Raw genomic sequence first — 26,140 nt, forward strand, 5'->3', positions numbered from 1 at the left:
GAACATCAAATGACCTTTGAATTGAATCGACGCGACGTCCTCCAAGCAGGCTTGGCGGGTGCTGTCACCATTGCCATGCCGGCCATGGCGCAAAGCAACTTTCCATCTAAACCCATCAAATTGATTTGCCCTTGGCCAGCTGGTGGCTCTACCGATGGTGTAATGCGCGCCTTGGCTGAAAGCGCCACGCGCATCTTAGGCAGCCCTGTGGTGATTGAAAACAAAGCTGGCGCCAGCGGCATGTTGGGCCCCAATGAATTGGTCAATGCCAAGCCCGATGGCTACACCCTGTCTCAATTGACCATTGGTATTTTGCGTTTGCCGCACATGCAAAAAATGCAATTCAATCCCATGCAAGATTTCACCTACATCGCCTGTCTGACTGGCTACACCTTTGGCATTGTGGTGCGCTCCGACTCGCCCATCAAGTCCATCAAAGATTTGGTGGACTATGCCAAAGCCAATCCCGGCAAATTTACCTTCGGCTCTACAGGCAACGGCACCACACCGCATTTGGCAGTTGAAGAATTCGCCATGAAAGCCGGTATCCAGCTTCAGCACATTCCCTTCAAAGGCAATGCAGATGGCATGGCCGCACTCTTGGGTGGCCATGTCATGTCACACAGCGATGCCACAGGTTGGGCACCGCACGTTGACGCAGGCACCTGTAGATTGCTGGCCACCTATGGCAGCAAGCGAACCAAGCGTTGGCCCAATGTGCCCACACTCAATGAATTGGGCTACGACACAGTGTCCGATTCACCCTTCGGTATTGGCGGCCCCAAAGGCATGGACCCAGCCATCACACGCAAATTGCAAGATGCGTTCAAGAAAACTTTGGAAGACCCACAAGTCTTGGCCACCTTCGAAAAATTTGACCAATCGGTGATTTACATGAACACCGAGGAATACACCAAGTTTGCGCGTGACAACTACCAAAAAGAAAAAGTCATCATTGAAAAACTCGGATTGGCCAAGCAAGGCTAAAACGAAAAAAGCCCAGTCAAAACTGGGCTTTTTACATGGGCATTTGTTTTGTTTCAGAATGCGGGGCGGCTCATTTTGCAACTGCTCGGCATCGCCACTTCGGCTGCTTTGAATTGCTTCACTGTTTTGAATCCGTAGCCTGAGCCTTCCACATCAAAGGGCACGTCTGTGCCGCCCTGTTTGGCCATCACACCCACCACCAAGGGTTGCTGAAACTGATGATCTTGTGCACGCATTTTGCCGCTCCGCCCGGCCATGCTGACTTCCGCATTTTCAAGTTGCAAGGCCACCGCCAAGGGCTCGGCCGAGCCTGCCTTTTCAATCGACTGCGCCAAGGCTTCCACCATCAACTGCATGCGCAAATGCACATAGTCTTCAGAAGGCTTGTCAAAGCGTTGTTTGAAGGCTTGATAAAACTTGACGCTTTCCGCGCCTGCCACGTTGGGCATCCACTCGGCCACCGCCAAAACTTTGCCAACACCCGCCTCACCCATGGCAGCCGGCGCACCTAGGGCATTGCCATAGAAGGTGTAAAACTTACCTTCAAAGCCCACTTCTTTGGCAGCCTTCACCAACAATGTCAGATCATTGCCCCAATTGCCCGTGATCACAGCTTGCGCACCTGACGCTTTGATTTTGGACGCATAGGGTAAAAAGTCTTTCACACGCCCCATCGGATGCAACTCGTCACCGACGATTTGAACGTCGGGCCGCAATTGGGTCAGCTGTTGCTTGGCTTCACGCAGCACCGCTTGGCCAAAGCTGTAATCTTGTCCGATCAAATACACAGACTTGAGTTTGGTGTCTTGTTTTAGCACCTGCATCAGTGCGGTCATGCGCATGTCGGCATGTGCATCAAATCTGAAGTGCCAAAAATTGCACTTCTCTTGCGTCAGCGCAGGATCAACTGCTGAGTAATTTAAAAAGAGTACGCGTTTTTGCAAATCACGATCGTTGTGTTTCTGAATTGCATCAATCAACACAGCCGCGTTGGCAGACGAGTTGCCTTGAAATACATATTGGGCTCCTGCATCAATGGCGGCACGCAATGCAGTGATGGCTTCCTCGTTCTGGCCTTTGCTGTCATAGCGGTTCAAAACCAAAAGCCGTTTGCCTTCAGCAGTGTTCACACCTCCACGTGCATTCACGCGCTCCACCGCCCATACCAAATTGCGCAACACTGCTTCGCCTGTGTTTGCAAAGGGGCCACTCATGCCCTCAATCAATGCCAATTGGATGGGTGCCTTTTGCGCATGCGCAGTCATGCAAACGCCAAGCGCCAGACACGCAATGCTGCGCATCACCGAATGAAACAAGTGAATCAAAACTCAATCCTCAAAAAAATTAAATGCTGGATGCCACAATTTGCGAAAGAGGCCAGCGTGGTTTGACATCAAAGCTGTAGTCAAATTGCGGTGCTTGTTGTCCCGCTTGGACGCGCATGGCAGCGGCCATGGCAATCATGGCGCCGTTGTCGGTGCACAAATGAAGTTCGGGGTAGTGCACACGAACACCTGCTTTTTGACAGGCTTGGTTCAACTGCAGACGCAAGGAACGATTGGCCCCTACACCGCCAGCCACCACCAAACGGCGCATGCCCGTCGCTTTCAGTGCCGCCATGGATTTCTTCACCAGCACCTCCACAATGGCTGCTTCTGTGGATGCAGCCAAGTCCGCTTTGTGCGTCGTGCTGGCATCATGCAAGCTAGCGCCCAATTTGTTAGCCTGCGTCAGCACGGATGTTTTGAGTCCAGCAAACGAAAAATCAAAATCACCACTGTGCAGCAAAGGACGCGGCAATTTGAAGGCTTGTGGATTACCACCCTCCGCGCACTTGGACAATGCAGGGCCGCCTGGGTAGCCGAGTCCCATCAGCTTGGCCGATTTGTCAAAGGCCTCACCGGCCGCATCGTCCACTGTTTCACCCAAAATTTCGTAGGAGCCGACAGCTTCCACGCGCATCAATTGCGTGTGTCCACCCGACACCAACAAAGCCACAAAGGGAAATTCAGGGGGGTCCTCGCTTAAAAAAGGCGACAGCAAGTGGCCTTCCAAGTGGTGAACACCCAAAACGGGTTTATTCAATGCCGCACCCAATGCACATCCCACACCTGCCCCCACCAGCAATGCACCCGCCAAGCCGGGGCCGCGTGTGTAGGCGACCACATCCACCTGGTCCAATTCAACTTGCGCACCCTTCAACACGTCACGGGTTAAAGGAATCACCCGCTTAATGTGGTCACGGCTGGCCAACTCTGGCACCACCCCACCATAGGCTTGGTGCATGTCAATCTGGCTGAACAGCGCATGCGACAGCAGGCGTGGCACGCCAAAGGCTTGGGTTTCAACCAAAGCCACACCGGTTTCATCGCAAGAAGACTCAATTCCAAGAAAAAGCATAGGGGCAGAGTTTATGCGATGCCCTGAGGGCCAGGGTTTTTGAACCAGCATGCCCTTGGTTGGCGCATAAATTGCGTAAGCATTCAAAGTCAGCCCTGCCCACTCTGACTTTTCATAAGATCGATGATTCAAACTTCTAAGTCCAAGAAATCCAAACCACCAGAGGCCCTGCGCATCGTGGTGGTCGCGCCAGACTTGGAAGTCACAGATCCAGAAGACGACCATGCCCTGTCCCAAGCAAAACGCTCCCGCGCCTTGCGCATTGGTTTACTGGAAAACGGCTTCAACCTGATTGCATCCTTGCCGGCCGATGTCTTTTTGGCCGATCGAATTGCACAGCTGCAACCCGACTTGATCATCGTCGATGCAGAATCAGAGGCACGTGATGCACTTGAGCACGTTGTATTTGCCACGCGCGATGCGCGTCGTCCCATTGTCATGTTCACAGACGACAGTGACACCAGCCATGTGAAAGACGCCGTTGCGGTAGGCGTTTCTGCTTACATCGTGGATGGTTTGGCAAGTTCTCGCATCAAACCCATCTTGGATGTGGCCATGGCACGCTTTGAGTACGAAGAGCGCCTGCGTCAAGAACGAGACCAAGCCCGCAGTGATTTGCAGGACCGAACCTTGATAGACCGCGCCAAGGCACTTTTGATGAAGCACCAAGGCTGCACGGAAGAGCAAGCATTTTCGAAATTGAGAAAAGTGGCCATGGACAAAGGCCTTAAATTGGGAGAGGTGGCCCAACGCACCTTGGACATGGCAGATCTCCTGAAATCATAAAGTCGCGTCTCTTCAATGCAATTCAAGAACATGCTGTCTGCGCATTCTTTTGGTGCAAGGCGCTCAATTTAAAGTGCGCCAATCCCTAGCTTGGGGCAGACAAGGCCATCGAATCGAAGAATTTCAGATGGCACAGGTATTGCAAACGACTTGAAGCAAGAGCCCGCGAAGGCTCAGGACAAAGGCGTCCCCACCCGTTCAAACGATTGAACGTGGTGAGGACGCCTTTGTCGTTTCTGACTTTTTTTAACTTGTTTGAGGAGCCCTGCCATGTCCGATATTTTGGAGACCCCTATGAGCCGACGCAATGTCCTGCAAGCCGCTACAGCCGGCGCATTGACCATCGCCCCCGCCTTGCGCGCAGCTGTTTACGCGCAAGGCTCTGACAAACCCGAAAAAGAAGAGGTCAAGATTGGCTTCATTCCCCTCACAGATTGCGCCAGCGTCGTCATGGCCTCTGTTTTAGGCATCGACAAAAAATACGGCGTCAAAATCATTCCAACCAAAGAAGCCAGCTGGGCCGGAGTTCGAGACAAACTGGTCAATGGCGAATTGGATTTTGCCCACGTCTTGTATGGCCTGATTTATGGCGTGCATTTGGGCACATCCGGCCCCAAGAAAGACATGGCCATCTTGATGACCTTGAACCAAAACGGACAGGCCATCACTTTGTCGAAGAAGCTTTCTGATAAAGGTGCGGTGGACGCTGCCAGCTTGGCCAAGCTCATGGCCACTGACAAACGCGATTACACCTTTGCACAAACCTTTCCAACAGGGACCCACGCCATGTGGCTTTACTACTGGCTGGCCAGTGTGGGTGTCAACCCGTTGAAAGACGCCAAAGTCATCACGGTTCCACCACCCCAAATGGTGGCCAACATGCGGGTTGGCAACATGGACGGCTATTGTGTCGGCGAACCTTGGGGTCACCGCGCCATTGCAGATGGTATTGGCATCACAGCCACCACCACGCAAGACATCTGGCCCGATCACCCAGAAAAAGTTTTGGGCACAACCGCAGAATTCGCCAAGAAATATCCCAACACCGCACGCGCTGTGACTGCCGCCATTTTGGAAGCCAGCAAGTGGATTGACGCTGGTCTGCAAAACAAAATGAAGATGGCGGAAACCATTGCCGACAAAGCCTATGTCAACACCAGCGTCGACGTCATCAACCAACGCATTTTGGGACGCTATCAAAATGGTTTGGGCAAAACATGGGATGACAAAAATCACATGAAGTTTTATGCCGATGGCAACGCGACATTCCCCTACCTGTCAGATGGCATGTGGTTCTTGACCCAGCACAAGCGTTGGGGCTTGCTCAAAGATCACCCCGACTATTTGAATGTGGCCAAGCAAATCAATCACATCGACATCTACAAACAAGCGGCCACGGCCAGCAACACACCCGTTCCCAAAGATGCCATGCGCACCAGCAAGTTCATGGATGGCATGGTGTGGGACGGCAAAGATCCCAAGAAATACGCAGACAGCTTCAAAGTTAAAGCTTAAGGATTTCGAATGCCCACTTTCCATTTCAAAACCATTGTGCTCCGAGTGCTGCCACCCCTCTTGGGCATGGCATTTCTCGTCGGCATTTGGGGCTTGGTCTCATTCAGCAGCACCAACAATTTCCCCTCCCCCAAAGAAACCTTGGTGCAAGCCATCCAAGTTTTCAGCGATCCGTTTTACAGCAATGGCCCCAACGACCAGGGCGTGGGCTGGAATATTTTGAGTTCTCTCAAGCGGGTGGCCATGGGATTTGGTTTGGCTGCATTGGTGGGCATACCCTTTGGCTTTTTGATTGGTCGTTTCGAGTTTCTCTCCAACATGTTCAACCCCTTGATCAGCCTGCTGCGTCCTGTTTCACCGTTGGCTTGGTTGCCGATTGGCTTGTTGGTGTTCAAAGGCGCCAACCCTGCTGCCATTTGGACCATCTTCATTTGCTCCATTTGGCCCATGGTGATCAACACAGCGGTGGGTGTTCAACGCGTTCCGCAAGACTACATGAACGTAGCGCGTGTTTTGAATTTGTCTGAATGGAAAATTGTCAGCAAAATTTTGTTCCCTGCTGTCTTGCCTTACATGTTGACAGGCGTGCGATTAGCCGTGGGCACGGCATGGCTGGTCATTGTGGCCGCAGAGATGCTGACAGGCGGCGTGGGCATTGGCTTCTGGGTTTGGGATGAGTGGAACAACCTGAACGTTAAAAACATCATCATTGCGATCTTTGTGATTGGTTTGGTGGGATTGATATTGGAATATGCCTTGATCAAGTTGGCCACTGCATTCACTTTTGAAGAGGTGCGCTCATGAATTTGAATCTCTCATCCAAGTTCCTTGAAATTCAAGGTGTCGCGCAAACTTTCAAAACCAGCAAAGGCGATTTTCCTGCACTGCGTGACATCGACCTGACAGTCGCCAAAGGCGAGTTTGTGGCCTTGATTGGACACTCCGGCTGCGGCAAATCCACCTTGCTCAATTTGATTGCAGGCTTGACCACTCCCACGCAAGGCAATTTGATTTGTGCCAACCGTGAAATCTCGGGTCCTGGTCCTGAGCGCGCTGTGGTGTTTCAAAACCACTCTTTGCTGCCTTGGCTCACTTGTTTTGAAAATGTCTACTTGGGCGTCGAGCGCGTGTTTGGCAACAATGGCCGGGTCGATGGCAAAACCAAAGAAAATGTGGCGCAACTGAAAGCACGAACCGACGCCGCCCTTGACATGGTGGGCTTATCGCATGCCTCACAAAAACGTCCTGGTGAGATCTCTGGCGGCATGAAGCAACGTGTGGGCATTGCCCGTGCCTTGGCCATGGAGCCTCAAGTTCTCTTAATGGACGAACCCTTTGGCGCACTGGACGCACTCACACGCGCCAAACTACAAGACGAACTTCTGGCCATTGTGGCCAACACACAAAGTACGGTGGTCATGGTGACACACGATGTCGATGAGGCTGTGCTGCTGTCCGACAAGATTGTGATGATGACCAATGGCCCTGCGGCCACCATCGGTGAAATCTTGCAGGTTGACTTGCCGCGTCCCCGCTCACGCGTTGAACTGGCTGACGATCCACGTTATCTGGGTTACCGCAAAGCCGTGATTGATTTCCTCTATACAAGACAAGCACACGTGGAGAAAGCATGAGCAAAATGAAATTGGTCATGGTGGGCAACGGCATGGCTGGCGTCCGCACCTTGGAAGAACTTCTCAAACTCGCGCCTGATTTGTTTGACATCACGGTCTTTGGCAGTGAGGTTCACCCCAACTACAACCGAATTTTGTTGTCCCCCGTTTTGGCGGGCGAACAAACACTGGATGAAATCATTCTGAACCCACTCACGTGGTACCAAGAGAATGGCATTGAACTGCACACCGGTTGCACGGTCACGCAAGTTGACCGGGTGAAGCGTGAAGTCCATGCCCAGAACCTGGATGGCAGCACGGTGGTCAAACCCTACGACCGCTTGCTCTTGGCCACTGGCTCCAACCCCTTCATGCTGCCCATTCCTGGCAAAGACTTGAAAGGTGTTCTGGCATACCGCGACATCGCCGATACCCAAGCCATGATTGATGCCGCCAAGCAGTACAAAGAGGCGGTGGTGATTGGCGGTGGCTTGTTAGGCCTTGAAGCAGCCAATGGCCTCATGAAGCGTGGCATGCAAGTGACGGTGGTGCATGGCGCTGAATGGCTGATGGAGCGTCAGCTCGACAAAGTGGCTGGCGGCTTGCTTCAAGAGTCGCTGGAAGAGCGTGGCATGAAGTTCTTAATGCGCGCCCAAACGCAAGAACTCAAATCGGATCCAGACGGCCGCGTCAGTGCCGTTTGTTTCAAAGATGGCTCGCACGTCAATGCGCAATTGGTGGTGATGGCGGTCGGCATCCGGCCCAACACAGCACTGGCTGAGAGCATGCGCCTGCATTGCGATCGCGGCATTGTGGTCAGCGACACACTCCAAACCATCACAGACCCCCGCATCTACGCTGTGGGCGAATGTGCCAGCCACCGCGGCATTGCCTACGGCTTGGTGGCACCGCTGTTCGAACAAGGCAAAGTATTGGCCACCCATTTGGCACAAATGGGGATTGGCCGCTACACCGGCTCTCTGACTTCCACCAAACTCAAAGTCACTGGCATTGATTTATTCTCGGCTGGCGACTTCATGGGCAACAACGGCGCCGCCACACCCGGCTTGGCCGACGACACAGAGGAAATCATCCTCAGCGACCCGCATGAGGGCGTGTACAAAAAATTGGTCATCCGCAACGATCAATTGGTGGGGGCATGTTTGTTTGGCGACACCGTCGATGGCAGCTGGTATTTCAAGCTGTTGCGAGAAGGCCGCAGTGTGGCTGACATTCGAGACAGACTGATGTTTGGCGAGTCCAACATTGGCGATGTGGGCCACGAAGGTCATAGCAAAGCGGCCAGCATGCCCGATGAAGCTGAGGTGTGCGGTTGCAATGGCGTGTCCAAAGGCAGCATCTGCAAAGCCATCCGCGAGAAAGGCTTGTTCACTTTGGACGAAGTGCGCAAACAAACCAAGGCCAGCGCGTCTTGCGGCTCCTGCACGGGTTTGGTAGAGCAAATTTTGATGTTCACGGCGGGCGGTGACTACTCGGCCACACCCAAGAAAAAAGCGGTGTGCGCTTGTACAGACCACAGTCATCAAGAAGTTCGTGATGCCATTCGCGATGAGAAGCTACTGACGCAATCGGCTGTTTTCAAATTCTTAAATTGGCGCACTGAAGATGGCTGCCCCACTTGCAGACCCGCCATCAATTACTACCGCTTGAGCAGTTGGCCCAAGGAAGCGCAAGACGATACGCAAAGCCGTTACATCAACGAACGCAGCCATGCCAACATTCAAAAAGATGGCACCTACAGCGTCATCCCTCGCATGTGGGGCGGTGAAACCACAGCCGATGAACTGCGCCGCATTGCCGACGTGGTCGACAAGTACAAGATTCCCACCGTTAAAGTCACGGGCGGCCAACGCATCGACTTGCTGGGCGTGAAGAAGGAAGACTTGGTCAACGTATGGAAAGACATCGGCATGCCCTCCGGTCATGCCTATGCCAAAGCGCTGCGGACCGTCAAAACCTGCGTGGGCAGCGAGTGGTGCCGTATGGGCACGCAAGACAGCACCCAAATGGGCAAGGACCTGGAGCGTGCCATGTGGCGCATGTATGCACCGCACAAAGTCAAGTTTGCAGTGTCGGGTTGCCCTCGCAATTGTGCAGAAGCGGGGATCAAGGACGTCGGCATCATTGGTGTGGAAAGCGGCTGGGAGATGTACATCGCAGGCAATGGCGGCATCAAAACCGAAGTCGCTCAGTTTTTCACCAAAGTCAAAACCGCTGAAGAGGTGATGGAGTACACAGGCGCCTTCATGCAACTCTACCGTGAAGAGGGCTGGTATTTGGAGCGCACCGTGCACTACGTGAACCGCGTCGGCATGGACTATGTCAAGAAGAAAATTTTAGAAGACGAAGCTGGCCGCAAAGCACTTTGGGCCAAGCTGCAATTTGCCCTGGAAGGTGAACCCGATCCTTGGTTTGAGTTCGACAAAGCGGGTGTGGACACGCGCCAATTCAACGCCTTGAGCGTTTAGGAGACCGACCATGACGCAATGGAAAATTGTTTGCCAAGTCCAAGACATTCCTGTTTTGGGGGCGCGACGTGTGGCCCGTCAAAAAGGCGCCGAGATCGCTATTTTTCGAACACAAGCTGACAAGGTGTTTGCCCTGCTCGACAAATGTCCGCACAAAGGTGGTCCCTTGAGCCAAGGCATTGTGTATGGTGAAAGCGTGGCCTGCCCACTGCACAATTGGCAAATCAAATTGGCAGATGGCCAAGCGCAAGCACCCGACATAGGCTGCACCACCAAGTTTTCAGTGCTGGTTGAAAACGGCAATGTGTCGCTTGATTTTGACGAAGTCAACACACTGGCCATTGAAGCTTAATTGAAACTGCCTTGATGAGTTCAATGCACACGCAAGCACCCAAGAAAACTCGCTCAACCTGCCCCTACTGTGGTGTAGGTTGTGGCGTGATCATTGAAACGCAAGGTCAGCACATCACGGGTGTTCGGGGCGACCCCGAGCACCCCGCCAACTTTGGCAGACTGTGCAGCAAGGGTTCGACCTTGCACCTCTCGGCCAAAGCGGAGGTAACACAGCAAACCAGGCTGCTGGTACCGCAGGCCCGAGCCAAGCGCACGGAGGCCTTCACCCACACCACTTGGGACTCAGCGCTGCAACAGGCGAGCAACAAAATAGCCCAAGTGGTTTCAGACCATGGACCTGATGCCGTTGGCTTTTATGTGTCGGGTCAATTGCTCACCGAAGACTATTACGTTTTCAACAAACTGGTCAAAGGTCTGATCGGCACCAACAACATCGACACCAATTCGCGACTGTGCATGAGCAGTGCCGTGGCAGGTTACAAAATCACCTTGGGTGCTGACGCCCCACCCGCCTGTTATGAGGACATCGCTGCCACCGAGTGTTTGTTCATCGCTGGCAGCAATGCGGCCTATGCGCATCCCATTTTGTTCAGACGCATTGAAGATGCGCGCGCCAAGAACCCAGCCCTCAAAATCATTGTGGCCGACCCCCGCAAAACAGACACCGCCAGTGCAGCCGATTTGCATTTGCCATTGAAGTCTGGCACCGATGTCATGCTGTTTCACGGCATGCTCAGGGTCATGTTGTTGAATGGCTGGACCGATACCCCTTACATTCAACAACACACCGAGGGCTTCGATGAATTGGTTGCCAAGGTGATGCTGTGCACTCCCGACAAAGTCCAAGACATTTGCGGCATTTCACCCGCCCAATTGCACCAAGCAGCTGAGTGGTTTGCCACATCCAAAGCCACCCTCAGTTTGTATTGCCAAGGCTTGAACCAGTCCAGCAGCGGAACGGCCAAAAATGCTTCTCTGGTGCACTTGCATTTGGCCACGGGTCACATTGGCAAACCAGGCGCGGGGCCTTTCTCATTAACGGGCCAACCCAATGCCATGGGTGGCCGTGAAGTGGGCGGCTTGGCCAACTTGCTCAGCGCACACCGAGACCTTGGCAATCCAACCCACCGCGCAGAGGTTGCCAAACTATGGGGCTTGGACGATGTGCCTGCTCAACCCGGCAAAACCGCAGTAGAAATGTTTCAAGCTGCAGCAGACGGCCACATCAAAGTCTTGTGGATTGCCTGCACCAACCCCGCGCAATCCATGCCCGACCAACGCACCGTCCGTGCAGCATTGGAACGCGCAGAGTTGGTGATCGTGCAGGAGGCATTTGCCACGGCAGAAACTTGTGCGTTTGCAGACCTGTTGTTGCCCGCCACCACTTGGGGCGAAAAAGAAGGCACCGTCACCAACAGCGAGCGGCGCATCACCCGCGTGCGGGCTGCTGTGCCGCCTTCTGGTCAAGCGCAGCACGACTGGCAAATTGCATTGGCCTTGGCAGAACGATTGGGTCAACAGGACGTCTTCAAACTGCGCGCGCAGCAAATGAATTTAGCCTACGTCACCCCAGAAGCCATATGGAATGAGCACCGTGAGAGCACACGCGGCCGCGATTTGGACATCACCGGATTAAGTTACACGCAATTGGAACGTCAACCAGAACAATGGCCCTTGCCGGAAGGGGCCACCACTGGCGCCAAACGGCTTTATGAGGATGGTCAATTTCCCACAGCCAACGGCAAAGCCAAGTTCGTGGCGCTGGACTATGTGCCTGTTGCAGAGCCCTGTGAATCGCGCTTTCCATTTTCATTCAACACCGGCAGACTGCGCGACCAGTGGCACGGCATGACGCGCACCGGCACCATTGCCAAACTGTTTGGCCATGTGCCAGAGCCCAGTGTTCAGTTGCACCCCCAAGACATGCTGTCTTTGAATGTGAAAGACGGTGATTTGGTCCACATCACCAGCAAGCGCGGCTCGATTGTGGCGCCAGCGCAAACCTCTCACGAATTGGCACCGCAACAAGCGTTCATGGCCATGCACTGGGGCCCTGGTTTCATCAGTGGTCGAGACCACCAAAACAAGGCACTGGCGGGTGTGAACGCCATCACCACTTCGGCATTTTGTCCCAGCTCCAAACAACCCGAACTGAAACACGCTGCAGTCAAGATTCTCAAGGCCGAGCTGCCTTGGAAATTGTTGGCCATGGCCTGGCTGCCCACTGACCAAGCCTTGACCATTTTGCAAAGTTTGCGGCAGCAAATGGTTCACTTTGAATTTGCAAGTTGCGTTCCCTTTGCAGAAGAATTGCCAACATCCTCCTCATCTGCCCCACCTCGCCAAGGCGTCCTTTTCCGCGCGGCCAGCTCTGAGGCGCCGGACATGCAATGGGTCCACACCCTTGAAGCTTTGTTGCAAATGGATGCGCAGTCTGGCTTGCGTTACGCCGACCCCAAGCGCAGCCACCTGCGCAGCATCCAACTGGACAGAAGCAAAGCGATGCCCCAGCTTCAAGCTTTTGTCATGGCGGGCGACACATCGGCTGAAGCATGGCTCAAAACCTTGTTGCAAACGCAACAAAGCATTGAAAGCTATGGTCGCCGTTTGCTCATGACTGGCCAAAAGCCGCCGGTGGCTTTGAAGGAAGCCGGTCAAACCATTTGCACATGCGTGGGCGTCAAGGATGTGGCCATTGCCGATTGGTTGCAGGCCAACCCAGGGCAAAAAGCGGCTCAATTGACAGGTCTGCAAAACAACTTGAAGTGCGGCACTCAATGCGGCTCTTGTATGCCACAGTTGAAGCGCATCATTGCCCTCCAAAGCACTGATAAGCCCAAAGAAGACACAGCTTCATTGGCCATATAGCCCGAAGTTATCTGAGCTTTGCGACAATACACCTATGGGCATTGGAAAATACATCAAAGAAATTGGCCGCGGCAAAGACGGTGCGCGTGCGCTGTCGCGTGAACAAGCCGCCGATTTGCTGGACCAAATTTTGGACGGGCAGGTCACCGACCTAGAGATTGGTGCTTTCTGTTTGGCCATGCGCATCAAAGGCGAAACCCCCGAAGAAATGGCCGGCTTTCTGGATGCTTTGCATGCTCGCATGAATGCCTTGCCAGAGGATGCATCACAAGCCACCGTGGTCATTCCTTGCTATAACGGCGCCCGCAAATTACCCGCCTTAGCGCCTCTACTGGCCCTGTTGCTTGTGCAGCAGGGTGTGCGCGTCTGTGTCCATGGCACCGCCACCGAAAGCGGACGCACCACGTCTTTTGATGTGTTCACTGCCATGGGCTACACGCCGCTTCAAGACATCCACAAATCCGGAGCTGGCTTGAATTTAGTGCCCACTGAAGTGCTCAGCCCTGCCTTGAAAAAACTCCTGGACGTGCGCCGTGTGGTGAATTTGCGAAACCCAGCACACAGTTTGGTCAAACTCATGAACCCTTGCAAAGGTCCTGCCCTGATCCTTAGCAGCTACACGCACCCAGAGTACGCAGTCTCTATGGCGCAAACTTTTCAGCTGACACAGGCCAATGCCTTTTTGATACGAGGTACCGAAGGCGAGCCCGTGGCCGATGCTCGCCGTACGCCGCAAATGGATGTCTTCCACAAAGGCCTCACGCAAACCGTTCAAGCTGCTCAAGCAGGTGCGCTGCAAAGTCTGCCTGAATTGCCCGCCGCCTCGGCCCAAGCCACAGCCACTTACATTCAAGAAGTCTTGCAGCACCAGCGTGAAGTACCCGCGCCGATTGCACTTCAAGTTCAACACATTTTGCAGGCCTTGAAATCTCTATGAGCCACAACGATTCCTCTTTCACTGACAAAACACGCATCCACCAAGGTACATGCACACTGGTCGGCGCTGGCCCTGGTGACCCCGAATTGCTCACCCTCAAGGCGGTCAAGGCCATTCAAGCTGCCACCGTGTTGTTGGTCGATGATTTGGTCAACGAAGAGGTTTTAAAGCACGCCTCAAGCGAGGCGCGCATTGTCTATGTGGGCAAACGCGGCGGCTGCAAAAGCACGCCCCAAGCCTTCATCGAAAAGCTGATGATCAATGCTGTGCATGAAGGTGAAACGGTGGTGCGCTTAAAAGGTGGCGATCCCTTCATCTTTGGACGAGGTGGTGAGGAAGTTGAGCATCTTCGGCAAGTTGGCATCGAAGTGACTGTCATCAATGGCATCACATCGGGCTTGGCAGCTATCACCAGTTTGGGCGCGCCCCTCACACACCGTGAGCATGCGCATGGCGTGGTGTTTGTCACAGGCCATGCCAAACCCGGCGACAAAGGCACCGACTGGCGGCAACTGGCCGCCACGGCACGCGATGCCAAACTCACGCTGGTCATTTACATGGGCGTGAGTGGTTCAGAAAATATTCAAAACGAATTGCTCACAGGCCTGCCTACAGACACACCTGTGGCCATCATTGAGAACGCCTCTTTGACCCATCAACGTCAAGCACTGACGCAACTTGGCCAGCTCACGCAAACCTTGAAAGAGACCGGATTGAAGAGCCCCAGCGTCTTGGTGGTGGGCAATGTGGTTCAAGCTTGCGCGCAAATTTTTCAAACTGAACAAAACCAGCCAACTACCCCTACACTCCCACTGCATGCAAACATGTGATGTGGTCATCGTCGGTGCTGGTGCTGCCGGCCTTTTTTGTGCGGGCGTCGCCGGTCAACTGAGCTTGTCTGTTTTGTTGGTCGACCACAGCCCCAAAGTGGCTGAAAAAATTCGCATCTCTGGTGGCGGCAGGTGCAACTTCACCAACCGCAACATCGATGTCAGTGCGCCGCACAAACATTTCTTAAGCGAGAACCCGCACTTCTGTCGCAGCGCGCTGTCACGCTACACCGCGCAAGACTTCATTGAACTGATGCAGTCTTACGACATCCCGTTTCACGAAAAGCACAAAGGTCAATTGTTTTGCGATCGGTCTGCTGAAGACCTGATTCAAATGCTGTTGAAAGAATGTGACAAAGGTGGCGTTCAACGCTGGCATGGCTGCGGGGTGAAAGCCATCTCGCAATCAGACAAAGGCTATCAACTGCAAACAGACCAGGGTGAAGTTCAAGCCGGCGCGGTGGTGATTGCCACGGGCGGCTTGTCCATTCCGCAAATTGGCGCCACCGACTTTGGCTATCGCATAGCCGAGCAGTTTGGTCTGCGTTTGGTGGCCAGAAGGCCGGGCTTGGTTCCCCTTACGTTTGATGGCAATGAATGGGCGCCCTACGTCAGCTTGGCGGGCCTGTCACTGCCCGTCAGCATCGAAACAGGCGCCAAAAAAACCCGCATGAGCTTTGACGAGGACCTGCTGTTCACCCATCGCGGCTTATCGGGTCCGGCTGTATTGCAAATTTCCAGCTATTGGCGAGAAGGTCAACCCCTTCATTTGAACCTGGCCCCCCAAGAGGACATTGAAGGCTCGCTGAAGCAAGCCAAGGTCAGGTCCAAAAAACTCATTGCCAATGAACTGGGCGCTTGGGTGCCGCACCGCCTGGCAGACGTCTGGGTGGCCCAAGACCCTCAGTGGCAGCGCCCTGTGGCCGAGGCCAGCGACAAAGCTCTGGCCCAATTGGCCCAAAAACTCAGCCACTGGCCCCTAACGCCCAATGGCAGCGAAGGCTACAAAAAGGCCGAGGTCACCCTTGGCGGCGTCGACACCCGCGATTTGTCATCCCAGACCATGGAATCCAAGCAACCAGGCCTGTATTTCATTGGGGAAGTGGTGGATGTGACCGGCTGGCTGGGTGGCTACAACTTCCAATGGGCCTGGGCCAGCGCCTTTGCCTGCGCCCAAGCCCTGAAACAAAAACAGGAAATTGCCTCTTAAAAGGCCCCAAACAGCTCAAAACTTAGGGCTATAATCTCAGGCTTTGCTGGCAATCCTCCGTCTGCCAAATACTAGTTCGTGACGGGGAACCCGCCGAAACTGCTTGTGAGGGCTCGATCTTCCCTTTCAATGTCAGTCGGCATAATTTGGAAACACTGAAATCCATGACCACCATTCGCGTGAAAGAAAACGAGCCGTTTGACGTAGCACTTCGCCGCTTCAAGCGCACCATTGAAAAACTCGGTCTGTTGACCGACTTGCGTGCCCGTGAGTTTTATGAAAAGCCCACCACAGAACGCAAGCGCAAAAAAGCGGCCGCTGTCAAGCGCCACTACAAGCGCGTGCGCAGCATGCAATTGCCCAAGAAGCTGTACTAAGTACATCGCTTCATTCAAAGCTTCTCACCAAGCTTTGAATCCGCTTAGCCCTCATGACTCATGAGGTGCCAAGCAAGCCCGCTGGAGGACGCTCAAGCGGGTTTTTTTTTAAGTTTTGCTGGTGATGTACCAGCGGCCTACCCTTCAGGAGTCACCATGAGCCTCAAAGACCAAATCACCGAAGACATGAAAACAGCCATGCGCGCCAAAGACACGGCACGCTTGGGCACCATCCGTTTGTTGCTGTCGGCCATGAAGCAAAAAGAGGTCGATGAGCGCGTGGTGTTGGACGATGCCGCCGTGGTGGCCATCGTCGACAAGTTGGTCAAGCAACGCAAAGATTCCATTGCCGCTTTTGAACAAGCTGCGCGCCAAGATTTGGTCGACATTGAGCAAGCTGAGATGTTGGTGTTGCAAGCCTACTTGCCAGCCCGCATGTCTGCTGAAGAAGTCACGGCCGCCGTTCAAGCCATCGTCGCCTCATTGGGCGCCAAAGGCCCAGGTGACATGGGCAAAGTGATGGGCGCCGTCAAAACCCAATTGGCCGGCAAAGCCGACATGGGTCAAGTTTCAGCCGCCGTCAAAGCCGCCCTCGCCGGTTAAGAATTTAATTGGGGTCAGATCAACATTAATTTGGTCAATCAAAGGGGCTAAAGCCTAAGGGGGGCTTCCCCATACTGGAGTACCAGAAATCGTTCAGCCCCCCTTAGGCTTTAGCCCCTTTGATTGGAAATTAATGTTGATCTGACCCCAATTAAATCTTCGAGCTCATGATCATGGCGCTGCCGACCACGGTCATGGCGCCGCCCCACCAGGCGCCAGCGGCGGGTTGTCTGCGATAGACAGCCCACAGTAATGGCAACAAAAGCACAGGCGCAATAGACGAAAAGATCGCCACCAAATTGGCTTGCCCTGTCTTCAAAGCTTGCAGTATCAAGGTCATGCCAATCACCATGGACACGGTGGCGCTCAAGGCGGTGTTGAGCAAGCTTTTCCAATTGAGCGGGTTTTTCAACTTCGACAAACTCAAGCCGCACCACAACAACAAAACATGCGCCGCAAAACTGGCTGTGGCACGCACTGCAGAAGCAGACACCGCATCGATGCCAGTGCTCATCAAGGGTTTCATCATGAGCGTGGCAACTGACTGACCCACCGCAGCCAACAAACCCATGGCCACGCCAATCCAGAGTGCGCCACTGGTATTTTCCCAAGCGTGCGTTTCTTCTTCTCGGCGGCCCCACAAGGTTGCCACCATCACACCCGACACCAAAACGCCACTGCCCATGAGGGTCCAGCCCCAAAGCGTTTCACCGAAGAACAGCCACGCAAACAACGCAGAAAAAAGGGCATGGGTGGCAAACAAAACACCCGAGCGCCTTGGCCCTAACCTGTTCATGCAGACGAACAAAGCCGTGTCGCCCACCAAGATGCCAATCCAGCTGGACAGGGAAAGCCACGCAATGCTTTCAAAAGTGAGCTCTGGCCAACGCCCCACATAAAAGGCTGCCAGCCACAGCAAACACATGGCAAAGAACAAACGCCATCGCGTAAAAGCAAATGCGCCCATCTCAGAAGACGCATTGGCAGAAAACAAAGCGCCAATGGCCCAACAGCCAGAGGCCATGCCGGCCAACAACTCAGGCGCCAGCATCAACTGCCCGCGACCTTCATGCGATTGATGAGCACCGAGCCCACAGTTTTGGCACCGTAAGTGTAGGCATCTGCACCCACAGCTTCAATGCCCTTGAACATGGTTTTCAAATTGCCCGCAATGGTGATTTCGTGAACAGGAAAAGCAATCTCACCGTTCTCGACCCAGAAGCCAGAAGCACCGCGTGAGTAGTCGCCAGTCACATAGTTCACGCCCTGCCCCATCAGCTCAATGACAAACAAACCCGTGCCCAATTTTTGAAGCATGGCCTTTAAATCGTCTGACGAACGAGTGAGCTTGGAAGTCATCACCAAATTGTGCGAGCCACCCGCATTGCCGGTGGTTTTCATGCCCAACTTGCGCGCTGAATAACTGCTCAAGAAGTAGCCTTCAACGCGGCCACCCGATACCACTTTGCGCTTCATGCCGCGCACACCTTCATCGTCGAAGGGAGAGCTGCCCTTGCCGCGAAGCACATGGGGGTCTTCCAAAATATCAATGTGTTTGGGGAAAACCGGCTTGCCCATCGAGTCGACCAAGAAGCTGGTTTTGCGATACAAAGAACCACCGCTGACCGCTTGAACAAAGCCACCCAACAAACCTGCTGCCACGGGCGACTCAAACAACACAGGGCACTCAATGGTGGGGATTTTGCGACTGCCCAAGCGGCTGAGTGCACGCTCTGCGGCATAGCGGCCCACAGCCTCGGGCGTGGCCATTTGATCGGCAGCGCGCATGGATGTGAACCACGCATCACGTTGCATCTCAGCGTTTTTGCCCGGCATGGCCGCAATGGGCGCGACCGACATGCTGTGACGTGAACTGGCATAACCGCCCCGAAAGCCATGGGTGTGCGCGCTGAAAAAATGACTTTGCTGCGCAGAGACACCTGCGCCGTCACTGTTGGTGATGCGGCGACTGGTTTTCAAAGCGGCTTCTTCGCAAGCCAAGGCCAACTGAGCGGCCTGCTCGCTGTTGATGGCCCATGGATGAAATAAATCCAATTCGGGGTGCACTTTGGCGATGTCTTCTTCATCTGGCAAGCCCGCCGTTGGATCTTCGGCGGTGAAGCGCGCGATGTCATAGGCAGCTTGCACCGTTTGCTGAATGGCGGCCTCTGAAAAGTCGGATGTGCTGGCATTGCCGCGGCGATGGCCCACATAGACCGTCACACCCAAGGACTTGTCGCGATTGCGCTCAACCGTCTCCAATTCGCCCTTTCGAACGCTGACACTCAGGCCACAACCTTCAGAAGCTTCTGCACCTGCATCGCTTGCGCCGATCTTTTTGGCGTGTTTCAGGGCAGAATCGACCAATCCCTCGAAATAGTTGCGGCTGTAGCTGAAACCGTCATGGGCCTGTTCGTTCAATGCCTGGGTGGATGCCTTGGTTTTTTTCGTCATGGGGGTCGGATTCTTCAAAACGGTCAATTCATTAAAATTCTAGGTGACGGCTATGATACTTGCCGTCCCGCAATAAGGCTTCAGCGCTCACATGTCCCGTAAATTCAAAAAAGGTTATTTTGTTCAAGGTCAATTTGTTGCCGAAGGCAGCGAACTCGACCTTGAGCTCAAACGCGAACTTAAGGGCGGCACCGATGAGCCTAGCCGCACTGAACTCAAGCGGGAAAGTGACGAGTTGCAAAAGCTGGGCGAAAGTTTGTTGACTTTGCGCGCCGATTTAATGGCCAAAGTCGACTTGCCAGAAAAACTGGTGGAGGCCGTTGCAGAAGCCAAACGCATCACCAATTTCGAAGGCAAGCGCCGTCAAATGCAGTTCATAGGCAAACTCATGCGCAAGTTGGACGACGATGCCGTAGAAGGCGTGCGCGCTGCACTTCTAGAGCAAAGCCAAGGCTCAGCGCAAGAAACTTTGCAACTGCATTTGGCCGAGCAATGGCGCGATCGCCTCATCAAAGAGGACGAGGCCTGCGGCGAATGGTTGCAAAGTTTTCCTGGCACCGACAGTCAGCAATTGCGCGCCCTCATTCGACAAGCTCGAAAAGACGCACCTGCACAGTCAGCCGCCACGGTTTCACAAGGACTGGCACCGCGTCAAAGCCGCGCTTACCGTGAAATTTTTCAACTGGTCCGTGCGGAATTGAGCCAAGCAGATGAAGGCAGCTCAGACCTTGATGAACTTGACGAAGACCATTGATATCAACCTCCTTGCCAGTACACACCACCATGTCATCGCATCACGACGCCGTCAAAATTGGCATTGTTTCCATCAGCGACCGCGCCAGCACTGGCGTCTACGAAGACAAGGGCTTGCCAGCCCTGAAAACATGGCTCACCCAGGCCTTGAAAAACCCCATTGAATTTGAAGCGCGCCTCATCCCCGACGAAAAAGAGGGCATCAGCGCCGCGCTGGTTGAATTGGTCGACTCGGGTTGCAGTTTGATCCTCACAACAGGTGGAACAGGCCCCGCCATTCGCGACGTCACACCCGAAGCCACGCTGGCCATTGCCGACAAAGAAATGCCAGGCTTTGGCGAGCAAATGCGCCAAATCAGTTTGAAATTTGTACCCACTGCGATATTGTCCAGGCAAGTGGCAGTGATTCGCGGTCAAAGTTTGATCATCAACTTGCCCGGCCAGCCCAAATCGATTGCCGAAACGCTTGAAGGTTTGAAAGACAGTGCAGGACAAAGCATCGTCCATGGCATTTTTGCAGCGGTGCCTTACTGCATTGATTTGATAGGTGGTCCTTACCTCGAAACCCATGACGAGGTTTGCAAAGCATTCAGGCCCAAGACGGCCATTCGCCCACCCCAAGCCTGAGTCACTTCAAAGGGCTTATTTGCCCACCAACTGATTGAGTTTTTCAGCTTCAAAGGTTTCGCGCTTGGCGGCATCACCAGGCATCTGAATGCCTTGTGCATTGCCTTGCTGCGCGTTCATTTTTTCCAGCGCTTGCCACAGCAAGGCAATTTGGTGTTCTTGGCTGGCGGCGTTGTCAATCAAGCCGCGCATGGCTTGCGACAAGGGATCGTCATTTTGAGTCACGCCATAAGCTGAAAAACCCATCTTGGAGGCCACTGCTTCTCGCTGCACGTCTTGGTCTTCTTGAATGATACGTGCTGGATTACCTACCGCTGTGGCGCCCGCTGGCACTGGCTTTGTGACCACGGCGTTGGAGCCCACTTTGGCGCCATCACCCACGATAAAACCACCCAGGACTTTGGCACCTGCACCCACCACCACATCTTTGCCCAAAGTGGGATGTCGTTTGGCACCTTTGTACAAAGAGGTACCGCCCAAGGTCACGCCGTGATAGATGGTGCAACCATCTCCAATTTCAGCGGTCTCGCCAATCACAATGCCCATGCCATGGTCAAAGAAAACCCGCTCGCCCAAGGTGGCGCCTGGGTGAATTTCAATGCCCGTGATCCAGCGTGAAAAGTTGGAGATGAAACGGCCCAACCATTTGAAGCCAGCACGCCAGCATGTGTGCGCCCATCGGTGTAAGACCACCGCATGCAAACCGGGGTAACACGTCAGCACCTCCCATGCACTGCGCGCAGCAGGATCACGGTCAAGGATGCATTGGATGTCGGAATGTAAACGTGCAAACATAAGCTTCTTTTCAATGCGCCAAGTCTAGCGTTTTGCTTGCGCCGTTTCGATCATGGCTTTAGCAACACCTCGCAAAATATGGATTTCTTCAGGACTCAAGTTGGCGCGATTGAAAAGCTGGTTCAAACGCGGCATCAGCTTTTTAGGCGCTTCGGGGTCCAGAAAACCAATCTCGATCAGTGCCTTTTCCCAATGCAACAACATGCCTGAGACCTGCGCCGCATCGGCCAAATTGGCATCGGCAACCGACGACGCCACAGGAAACCCACCCAGTGCCAAGCGCCATTCGTAGGCCACCAGTTGAAGGGCTGCCGCCAAATTCAAAGAGCCAAATTGCGGATTGGTGGGAATCGACAAAGCCACATGGCACTTGTAAACGTCCTCGTTTTTCATGCCAAAACGTTCGGAGCCAAACAAGAAACCAATGGAAGAAACGGAGTCGGATTGTTTTGCAGCATCGGCTGTCGACTGGATTTGGCTCCGCGTTTGCGTTTGCGTTTGCGACGCCGATTGTCCCAACAACAAGTCAAAGTGCTCTCTAGGCGAGCGCGTGGGCGGCCCAAAATCGCGGGGCGTCATGGCCGTGGCGCACAAATGGGAGATGCCTTCAAGGGCCTCGTCCAGGGTGTCCACAATGCGCGTTTTGTCCAGCACATCATTGGCGCCACTGGCCCTTTGGATGGTCTCTTCCTTGCGCAGCACATTGGCATAACGGGGCGCCACCAGCACCATCTCATCAAAGCCCATGACTTTGAGCGCGCGGGCGGCCGCGCCCACATTGCCAGGATGGCTGGTTTCTATCAAGATAAATCGGGTTCGCATAGGCGACATTGTCCCAGTTCCAAGCGCACCAAAATGTCCAAATTCAGGCTGTCAGGGGCACTGTTTCTCCAATTTCATGGGAAAATGCGCCATTCGCCTCTGTCATCGCACGGAGGACCTCCGTTTTTGCTCTTAAAAATTCATGTCGACCAATCTCCACCCCATGCTCAACGTAGCCGTCAAGGCTGCACGCGCCGCAGGCGCCATCATCAACCGCGCCGCCTTGGACGTGGAGGCTGTTCGAATTTCGCAAAAACAAGTGAACGACTTCGTGACCGAAGTCGACTTGGCCAGCGAAAACGCCATCATCGAAACCCTGCTCACCGCCTACCCGCACCACGGCATCTTGGCTGAAGAGTCTGGCAAAACACACGGCAACCCCGATGCCGACCACGTTTGGATCATCGACCCCCTCGATGGCACCACCAACTTCATTCACGGCTTCCCTGTTTATTGCGTCAGCATTGCGCTGGCCGTCAATGGCAAAGTGGAACAAGCCGTGGTGTACGACCCCTCACGCAATGATTTGTTCACGGCCACCAAAGGCCGCGGCGCTTACATGAACGACCGCCGTTTGCGCACCAGCAAGCGTACCCAAATGCACGAGTGCCTTATTTCGACAGGCTTCCCCTTCCGCCCAGGTGACAACTTCAACCAGTACCTGCGCATGATGGGCGATGTGATGCAACGCACAGCCGGTCTGCGTCGCCCTGGCGCTGCTGCTTTGGACTTGGCCTACGTGGCCGCAGGCTTCACAGATGCCTTCTTTGAAACAGGCTTGCAAATTTGGGACGTGGCAGCAGGTTCCTTGCTGGTCACAGAAGCTGGCGGCCTGGTTGGCAACTTCACAGGCGAGGCCGACTTCTTGGAGCAAAAAGAATGCTTGGCTGGCACCCCCAAAATTTACGGTCAACTGGTGCCCATCTTGAGCAAGTACAGCAAATTCGCCAGCGCTGGCGAGAAAGCCTCTGTGCGCGCTGCCGATGCCAAGGATGCCGCCGCTGCAGCCCCATTGCAGGCTGGGCAAGACTCAACGGACAGCCCCTTCTAAGCCATGACAGACGCGCTCGACCTGAGTGCCCACACCCCCATGATGCAGCAGTACCTGCGCATCAAGGCGGAGTTCCCTGACACCCTGGTTTTTTACCGGATGGGTGACTTTTACGAAATGTTTTTTGAAGACGCCGAGCGCGCTGCCGGCCTCATGGACATCACCCTCACCCACCGCGGCCAAACCGCAGGCAAACCCATTGCCATGGCGGGCGTGCCTTTTCACTCAGTTGAAAACTACCTGGCCAAGCTCATCAAGTTGGGCGAGTCGGTTGCCATCTGCGAGCAAGTGGGCGATGTGGCCACCAGCAAAGGCCCCGTCGAACGCAAAGTCGTTCGCGTGGTCACGCCTGGCACCCTCACCGACACCGAGTTGCTGTCCGACAAAAGCGAAGCTATTTTGTTGTCGCTGCACATTGCACCGCGCAATGCCTGTGGCTTGGCTTGGCTGAGCGTGACGCAAGGTGTCTTGCATTTGGCTGAATGCACGCACGATGAATTGGCCGATTGGTTAGAACGAATCTCTCCAAGTGAATTGTTGGTCAGCGCCAGCATCACACCCAAATGGGAACAGCAACTCCAATCGATGCGATTGGGTCAACGCGGCTTGGCACTGTCCCTCACTTTGCGCCCCGACTTTCAATACGAAGCAGGCTTAGGTCACGGCAAGCTCATCAAACAACTCAACGTGGCCAGCTTGGCCGCGTGGGATGCAGACAAACTGGGCCATGCTCATGCAGCAGCCGGCGCCTTGCTCACTTATGCAGAACACACTCAGGGTAGAACGCTACCGCATGTGTCTCAACTCAAAGTGCAAAAGGCCAATGACCTCATAGACCTGCCCACCAGCACACGTCGCAACTTAGAACTCACGCAAACTTTGCGCGGTGAAGATTCACCCACGCTGTTCTCTTTGCTCGACACGTGCATGACCGGCATGGGCAGCCGCCAACTCAAGCAATGGCTCTTGAACCCACCTCGCGACCGTCAAATTGCCGTGGAACGATTGGCTGCCATTGACCAGTTGAATGACCACAGCGCTTCCGCACAAAGCGGCGTCGCCATATGGTCGCGCTTGCGTGAACAACTCAAAGGTGCCAGCGATGTGGAGCGCATCACAGCGCGCATTGCCCTTAGACAAGTCCGTCCCCGTGAATTGGTGGCGCTCAAGAACGCCCTCATTCGCTCTGCCAATTTGGCGCTGCACTTGCAAGAAACGCTGGGCCATTTGTCACCCACCAAACTGTTGCACGACATCCATTTCGATTTGCAGCCACCCGCTGGCCTCACCGAAATTTTGCAACAAGCCTTGCTGGAAGAGCCCGCCAATTTGATTCGCGATGGTGGCGTGATGGCGCAAGGCCTCGATGCCGAACTGGACGAGTTGCGCGCCATTCAAACCAATTGCGATGACTTTTTGCTGGAACTCGAAACACGAGAAAAAGCCCGCACTGGCATTGCCAATTTGCGCGTGCAATTCAACAAGGTGCACGGCTTCTACATTGAAGTGACGCAGGGTCAAATTGACAAAGTGCCGGACGACTACCGTCGCCGGCAAACCTTGAAGAATGCCGAGCGCTTCATCACACCCGAGCTCAAAGCTTTTGAGGACAAAGCTTTGTCAGCGCAGGAACGCGCGCTGGCACGCGAGAAATACTTGTACGAGCTCTTGCTCGATCAACTGCAAAGCCACATCCAAGCGCTCACCAAATTGGCGCAAGCCATGGCGCAATTGGATGCCTTGTGCACCCTCACAGAGCGCGCAGCCACGCTCAACTGGTGCGCACCGCAATTTGCCAAAGAGCCGTGCATTGAAATTCGTCAAGGTCGTCACCCCGTGGTGGAGGCCCGCTTGGCTGAAACCTCGGGTGGCAGTTTCATTGCCAACGATTGCCTGATGCACAGCAAGCAGCGTTTGCAAATCATCACTGGCCCCAACATGGGCGGTAAGTCCACTTACATGCGCCAGGTGGCATTGATTGTGCTTTTGGCCAGCATCGGCAGTCATGTGCCCGCCAGCAGTTGCAGACTTGGTCCGATTGACGCCATTCACACGCGCATCGGCGCGGCCGATGACTTGGCCAATGCCCAATCAACTTTCATGCTGGAGATGACCGAAGCCGCTCAAATTTTGCACAGTGCTACGCCTTTGTCCTTGGTGCTCATGGACGAAATTGGTCGCGGCACGTCCACCTTTGATGGCTTGGCTTTGGCCAGTGGCATTGCCACACACTTGCATGACAAAACACAGGCCTTCACCCTGTTTGCCACACACTACTTCGAACTCACCGAGTTCCCTGCCACGCACCACGCCGCTTTGAACATGCACGTGGGCGCCACAGAGTCGGGCAATGACATTGTGTTTTTGCATGAACTGCAAGCGGGTCCTGCCAGCAAGAGTTATGGCGTGCAAGTGGCCCGGTTGGCGGGCATGCCCACTGGTGTTTTGAACCATGCGCGCCACACTTTGTCGGCGCTCGAAGCCGGTGCCAATGAAAACCGAGTTCAAGTGGACTTGTTTGCGCCGCCGCCCGAATCTGAACAAACTGGCCCCTCACCTCTCGAGTCGGCCTTGAACCAAATTGACCCAGACGCCCTCAGCCCACGCGAAGCTTTGGAAGCTTTGTACAGCCTCAAGCGTGTCATGAAACGATCTGAGAATTAACCCCT

The 26,140-nt window shown here is 54.3% G+C and carries 23 protein-coding genes; 17 read left to right on the plus strand and 6 right to left on the minus strand.

All coding sequences use genetic code 11. The features are described 5' to 3' along the window. The first annotated feature begins 9 nt into the window (after positions 1–9). The gene (locus B9Z46_RS02585) at positions 10–987 is read left to right on the plus strand and encodes a tripartite tricarboxylate transporter substrate binding protein (RefSeq protein WP_055360327.1); all 978 of its coding nucleotides are present in this window, start codon (positions 10–12) and stop codon (positions 985–987) included. A 53-nt stretch (positions 988–1,040) separates the two neighbouring features. Here B9Z46_RS02585 and B9Z46_RS02590 read toward each other — a convergent pair whose 3' ends face one another. Continuing rightward, positions 1,041–2,288 carry a branched-chain amino acid ABC transporter substrate-binding protein gene (locus B9Z46_RS02590; protein WP_108254836.1) on the minus strand — a complete coding sequence of 416 codons (1,248 nt, stop codon included), beginning with the start codon at positions 2,286–2,288 and terminating at the stop codon, positions 1,041–1,043. 43 nt (positions 2,289–2,331) lie between these two features. Continuing rightward, complete coding sequence (tsaD, locus tag B9Z46_RS02595) at positions 2,332–3,387, minus strand: tRNA (adenosine(37)-N6)-threonylcarbamoyltransferase complex transferase subunit TsaD (protein WP_108254837.1); 1,056 nt, start codon at positions 3,385–3,387, stop codon at positions 2,332–2,334. A gap of 123 nt (positions 3,388–3,510) precedes the next feature. Between tsaD and B9Z46_RS02600 the strand changes: the two genes are divergently transcribed. The 12 genes from B9Z46_RS02600 to B9Z46_RS02655 all read left to right on the plus strand — a co-directional run bounded on the left by B9Z46_RS02600 (position 3,511) and on the right by B9Z46_RS02655 (position 16,969). Next, positions 3,511–4,173, plus strand: a complete 663-nt coding sequence (locus B9Z46_RS02600) for an ANTAR domain-containing response regulator (protein WP_108254421.1) — start codon at positions 3,511–3,513, stop codon at positions 4,171–4,173. Between the two features lie 270 nt (positions 4,174–4,443). Then, positions 4,444–5,688 carry a CmpA/NrtA family ABC transporter substrate-binding protein gene (locus tag B9Z46_RS02605; RefSeq protein ID WP_108254422.1) on the plus strand — a complete coding sequence of 415 codons (1,245 nt, stop codon included), beginning with the start codon at positions 4,444–4,446 and terminating at the stop codon, positions 5,686–5,688. A gap of 9 nt (positions 5,689–5,697) precedes the next feature. Continuing rightward, a complete protein-coding gene (gene ntrB / locus B9Z46_RS02610; protein WP_108254423.1) occupies positions 5,698–6,492 on the plus strand; it encodes a nitrate ABC transporter permease in 795 nt (264 codons plus the stop codon). Then, positions 6,489–7,322, plus strand: a complete 834-nt coding sequence (locus tag B9Z46_RS02615; protein WP_108254424.1) for an ABC transporter ATP-binding protein — start codon at positions 6,489–6,491, stop codon at positions 7,320–7,322. The genes ntrB and B9Z46_RS02615 overlap by 4 nt, the downstream gene beginning before the upstream one ends. Continuing rightward, positions 7,319–9,790 (plus strand): nitrite reductase large subunit NirB, encoded by a 2,472-nt coding sequence (nirB, locus tag B9Z46_RS02620; RefSeq protein ID WP_108254425.1) that lies wholly within the window; start codon positions 7,319–7,321, stop codon positions 9,788–9,790. Before B9Z46_RS02615 ends, nirB begins: the two co-directional genes overlap by 4 nt. 10 nt (positions 9,791–9,800) lie before the next feature. Continuing rightward, positions 9,801–10,142, plus strand: coding sequence for a nitrite reductase small subunit NirD (gene nirD, locus B9Z46_RS02625; RefSeq protein WP_108254426.1), 342 nt, complete (start codon positions 9,801–9,803; stop codon positions 10,140–10,142). A 14-nt stretch (positions 10,143–10,156) separates the two neighbouring features. Further along, positions 10,157–13,012 carry a nitrate reductase gene (locus B9Z46_RS02630; RefSeq protein WP_233245886.1) on the plus strand — a complete coding sequence of 952 codons (2,856 nt, stop codon included), beginning with the start codon at positions 10,157–10,159 and terminating at the stop codon, positions 13,010–13,012. Positions 13,013–13,046: 34 nt separating this feature from the next. Then, positions 13,047–13,949: a DNA-binding protein YbiB gene (gene ybiB, locus B9Z46_RS02635; protein WP_108254428.1), complete on the plus strand. Its 903-nt coding sequence runs from the start codon at positions 13,047–13,049 to the stop codon at positions 13,947–13,949. Beyond that, on the plus strand, positions 13,946–14,779 hold the full coding sequence (gene cobA, locus B9Z46_RS02640) for a uroporphyrinogen-III C-methyltransferase (protein ID WP_108254429.1): 834 nt from the start codon (positions 13,946–13,948) through the stop codon (positions 14,777–14,779). The genes ybiB and cobA overlap by 4 nt, the downstream gene beginning before the upstream one ends. Continuing rightward, the gene (locus B9Z46_RS02645; protein ID WP_108254430.1) at positions 14,766–15,989 is read left to right on the plus strand and encodes an NAD(P)/FAD-dependent oxidoreductase; all 1,224 of its coding nucleotides are present in this window, start codon (positions 14,766–14,768) and stop codon (positions 15,987–15,989) included. Before cobA ends, B9Z46_RS02645 begins: the two co-directional genes overlap by 14 nt. A 164-nt stretch (positions 15,990–16,153) precedes the next feature. Next, positions 16,154–16,366 carry a 30S ribosomal protein S21 gene (gene rpsU, locus B9Z46_RS02650; RefSeq protein ID WP_053175654.1) on the plus strand — a complete coding sequence of 71 codons (213 nt, stop codon included), beginning with the start codon at positions 16,154–16,156 and terminating at the stop codon, positions 16,364–16,366. A gap of 156 nt (positions 16,367–16,522) precedes the next feature. Then, complete coding sequence (locus B9Z46_RS02655; RefSeq protein WP_108254838.1) at positions 16,523–16,969, plus strand: GatB/YqeY domain-containing protein; 447 nt, start codon at positions 16,523–16,525, stop codon at positions 16,967–16,969. A 151-nt stretch (positions 16,970–17,120) separates the two neighbouring features. Here B9Z46_RS02655 and B9Z46_RS02660 read toward each other — a convergent pair whose 3' ends face one another. Beyond that, entirely contained in the window at positions 17,121–18,020 is a 900-nt protein-coding gene (locus B9Z46_RS02660; protein WP_055360322.1) for a DMT family transporter, read from the minus strand. Continuing rightward, positions 18,020–19,423 carry a metalloprotease PmbA gene (gene pmbA, locus B9Z46_RS02665; RefSeq protein WP_108254431.1) on the minus strand — a complete coding sequence of 468 codons (1,404 nt, stop codon included), beginning with the start codon at positions 19,421–19,423 and terminating at the stop codon, positions 18,020–18,022. The genes B9Z46_RS02660 and pmbA overlap by 1 nt, the downstream gene beginning before the upstream one ends. Before the next feature lie 91 nt (positions 19,424–19,514). Here pmbA and yjgA point away from each other — a divergent pair, with 91 nt between their 5' ends. After that, a complete protein-coding gene (yjgA, locus tag B9Z46_RS02670; RefSeq protein WP_108254432.1) occupies positions 19,515–20,177 on the plus strand; it encodes a ribosome biogenesis factor YjgA in 663 nt (220 codons plus the stop codon). A gap of 29 nt (positions 20,178–20,206) precedes the next feature. Beyond that, complete coding sequence (mog, locus tag B9Z46_RS02675; protein WP_108254433.1) at positions 20,207–20,803, plus strand: molybdopterin adenylyltransferase; 597 nt, start codon at positions 20,207–20,209, stop codon at positions 20,801–20,803. 15 nt (positions 20,804–20,818) lie between these two features. Here the strand turns inward: mog and cysE are convergent, their stop codons facing one another. Both cysE and B9Z46_RS02685 read right to left on the minus strand, forming a co-directional pair. Then, positions 20,819–21,598: a serine O-acetyltransferase gene (cysE, locus tag B9Z46_RS02680; protein WP_108254434.1), complete on the minus strand. Its 780-nt coding sequence runs from the start codon at positions 21,596–21,598 to the stop codon at positions 20,819–20,821. A 24-nt stretch (positions 21,599–21,622) separates the two neighbouring features. Next, positions 21,623–22,420, minus strand: coding sequence for an RNA methyltransferase (locus B9Z46_RS02685; RefSeq protein ID WP_108254840.1), 798 nt, complete (start codon positions 22,418–22,420; stop codon positions 21,623–21,625). Between the two features lie 142 nt (positions 22,421–22,562). On the opposite strand from B9Z46_RS02685, the gene B9Z46_RS02690 reads away from it, so the two are divergent. Beyond that, positions 22,563–23,471 (plus strand): inositol monophosphatase family protein, encoded by a 909-nt coding sequence (locus B9Z46_RS02690; RefSeq protein ID WP_108254435.1) that lies wholly within the window; start codon positions 22,563–22,565, stop codon positions 23,469–23,471. A gap of 3 nt (positions 23,472–23,474) precedes the next feature. Next, positions 23,475–26,135 (plus strand): DNA mismatch repair protein MutS, encoded by a 2,661-nt coding sequence (mutS, locus tag B9Z46_RS02695; RefSeq protein WP_108254436.1) that lies wholly within the window; start codon positions 23,475–23,477, stop codon positions 26,133–26,135. The last annotated feature ends 5 nt before the right edge of the window (positions 26,136–26,140 follow it).

Origin of the sequence: Limnohabitans sp. Hippo4 (genome assembly GCF_003063605.1) — a bacterium.
Lineage (GTDB): Bacteria > Pseudomonadota > Gammaproteobacteria > Burkholderiales > Burkholderiaceae_C > Limnohabitans_A.